The organism is Holdemania sp., from assembly GCF_986127675.1.
This window is the reverse complement of record NZ_CFQZWI010000174.1, coordinates 1-2722: the sequence shown is the minus strand read 5'-3', so window position 1 is coordinate 2722 and position 2722 is coordinate 1. Positions and strand designations below refer to the sequence as shown.

Annotated in this window: 2 protein-coding genes; one reads left to right on the top strand and one right to left on the bottom strand. The window is 53.5% G+C overall.

Going from position 1 to position 2722, the window contains the following annotated elements:
• On the top strand, nt 1-1896 hold a 1896-nt coding region (locus AC5OW4_RS14960; RefSeq protein ID WP_493677182.1), incomplete at its 5' end, for a DUF2207 domain-containing protein.
• 304 nt (nt 1897-2200) lie between these two features.
• On the opposite strand, the gene AC5OW4_RS14955 is transcribed toward AC5OW4_RS14960, so the two are convergent.
• The gene (locus AC5OW4_RS14955) at nt 2201-2671 is read right to left on the bottom strand and encodes an LURP-one-related/scramblase family protein (protein WP_072685031.1); all 471 of its coding nucleotides are present in this window, start codon (nt 2669-2671) and stop codon (nt 2201-2203) included.
• Nucleotides 2672-2722 lie beyond the last annotated feature (51 nt).

Sequence of the window (2722 nt, the reverse complement as noted above, 5' to 3'; positions counted from 1 at the left end):
CTGCAGCTGAATTATACGCTGCGCTGTTTTCAGGATGACGAAGCAGATCGCGATACCTTTTCACTGGATTTAGGCCGTTCGCCGCTGGATTTGCCCGTCGAGCAGATGCATGCCGAAATCCAGTTTGATTCCGGGCTTATCCGCGACAACTGGCTTCTCGACTGCGGCCAAAGCGGCGGTCAGTGCCGCTATGGAACAGGCAAGTGGCAGGATCAGACGTTTGTTTTTGATTCCACGGATGTCCTGGATTATCCGACGTTGAATTTGATCGTTCATTTCGACGAAGGAACCTTCGCCAAAGCGCAGTCCTATCGCTGGCCTTCACGATATTCGCGCTGGCATGTGGAGGTCGAAGTGCTGCCACAGATGGATCTTCAGGTGTATCAGGAGCTGGAATGGACGAGCCAGAGTTCCGAACTGGATCCGATGCTTGATTTGTTTTTAGGCTGGCCGAGCTATCCCGACGCCCTGTTGAAAGACGTCGTGATCAGCGATCCCTCGCTAAAAGCCTCGGAATACGGCTTCATCCGGCTGCCAAAGGATAAGCCGGTGGCCTTGACACTGGATTACCGGATTGAATTGGCCTCGTCAGAGGACCAATGGCACCTGAATTTCGACGACGCGATGAACGACGCGCAGATCGACGAGCTGGACGTCGTGATTCAGCTGCCGCAAGAGCTCAAATTCAGAACCGATTTCTATAATTCCCGGACATATGAGGATCTGGAAAAGGTGACGCTGGACGTCAGCGAGGACGGCCGCCTGCTGCATCTCTACTCGACGGAGGGTTTGAGCGGGGATGATCGGGTGAGCGTTGAAATTGATATTCCGCGCCATGTACGGCGAATGCTGGGCAGCGATCTGATCGGGTTCTGGTCGATGTTTGGCGTCGGGATGGTGCTGGCGTCGGGGTTGTTCCGCTTTTTGAGCCGCAGTACAAAGCGGAGGACCCTCGGCGAGCTGCCTAACGGCGTTAACCCGCTGCAGGCTGCGTTGTTAACGGATAAACCGATCGGCGCAGAAACGCTGGCGGCCGTGGTGATCAACTGGGCGGCCCGGGATTATATCCAGGTGGAAATGCAGGGTCATCGTATTCAGCTGACGCGCAAACGCTCGCTGATCCATCAGCCGGACTGGGAAAAGCAATTCATGCGTTCGCTGTTGAATCTGGAAGATGGAAATACGGTGACGTTGGATAAGAACGGTTTGCGCTCATCCGCCTGTATTCAGGAAGCCTGCAGGCAGGCCCGGCAGGAAAAGGCGCAATGGCGGCATAAAGGGCTGGCGGGTCTGCGCTGGCTGTTGATTGGACTGAGCGTCCTGCCGCCGGTAATGATCACGCATATCCTGTTTCCATGGGCAGCATCTGACAGCGTCGTATATCTGTTCAGTCTGGGATTGATTGCGGTAACGATCGCGATAGGCTGCTTGAGTGCGGCGTTGGGGCAGGGATTGAAAAAGACACGCTGGGCGTTGGCAGGATTGGGCTTCGGCTGGCTGATTCTTTTAATCCGCGTCCTGGCTTATTTTGATCCGCAGGATCTTCCGGCGGTAATCAGCTTCAGCAGCCTGCTGCTCGGGCAGCTGATCTTGTGGCCGATGAAGCCGCTGAATCCGGAAGGAGCGCGGCTGCTCCAGCAGGTCAGGCAATGGCGCAGTGATCTGAAGCAGATGCCGGATTCAAAACTGGACGACTGGCTGGACCGTGATCCGGACTACGCGTTGAAATGTTATGGCTATGCGCGGACGCTGGGGGTTGGCGGACTATGGAAAAAACGTTTCGGCAATCGAATTCTGCCTTCTTTATCCACGGTGACCGATATGACAGGACAGCCGCAGCGGATCGAAGTGCTCGACAGGCTGTTTGAACAGCTGACAAGCAGTTTCACTGAATAAATTAAAAACGGACCGACAAAACTTGATTCGGATGTTCTCCGCACAAGCTGATGCCGGTCTGTTTCTGTTCAGACCTTTTTTACTGGGATTTTGTTTATGGAAACGCAACTGATACTGTCGATTCAGTCATTGTCAGACTGTATTTCCCGAGAAATAACGTTTAGGGCTGGACCCGCCTGTTCACCTTGGAAAAAGGCTTCAAACGTTTCCGGTTTCAATAAGTTCGGCTGGATCAGCCGGGTGCTGATTCAGCCGTCAAACTGCGTTGTTCCCGCGCCCAGTACAATTTTCATTGCCGGATTCCTTAATGCTCGCTGCAATTTGCGGCGTCGATTGCCAGAACAAGCATGACGATCATCAGCTCATCCCGCGGATCGTCGAAATCAATGACGTAGGTGTCGGTCAGCGAGATGACCTCCTTACTGATTGTTCCGCACAGCTCGCCGTCGCGGAAGATCTGATAATCCCAGCCGAACAAGTCGCCTTCCACGCTCCAGCCTTCGCAGTCGATGCGGTAGCTTGGATGCAGAAACGAGAATTCCTTGCGGATGACCGCGACTTGATCGCCGTCCAGCTCGACTTCAAAGGTCGGCAGGAAGTGAAATAGTTTTTCACGGACTAAACCGATTTCCTGTTCTTCAACGTCAAACACCCGCAGGACATGCGACAACGCTAATAAATCTGCGCGCACACTGTAAACGGCATAGCCTTCTTCATCAGTAATATCAAAGCTGTCGGTCCAGGAAAAGAACCGCTGGCGAATAAATAAACGCATGAACTGATCCTCCTTCAATTCGTAAGAGATCGGAAGAGCGTCGTGTAGGGA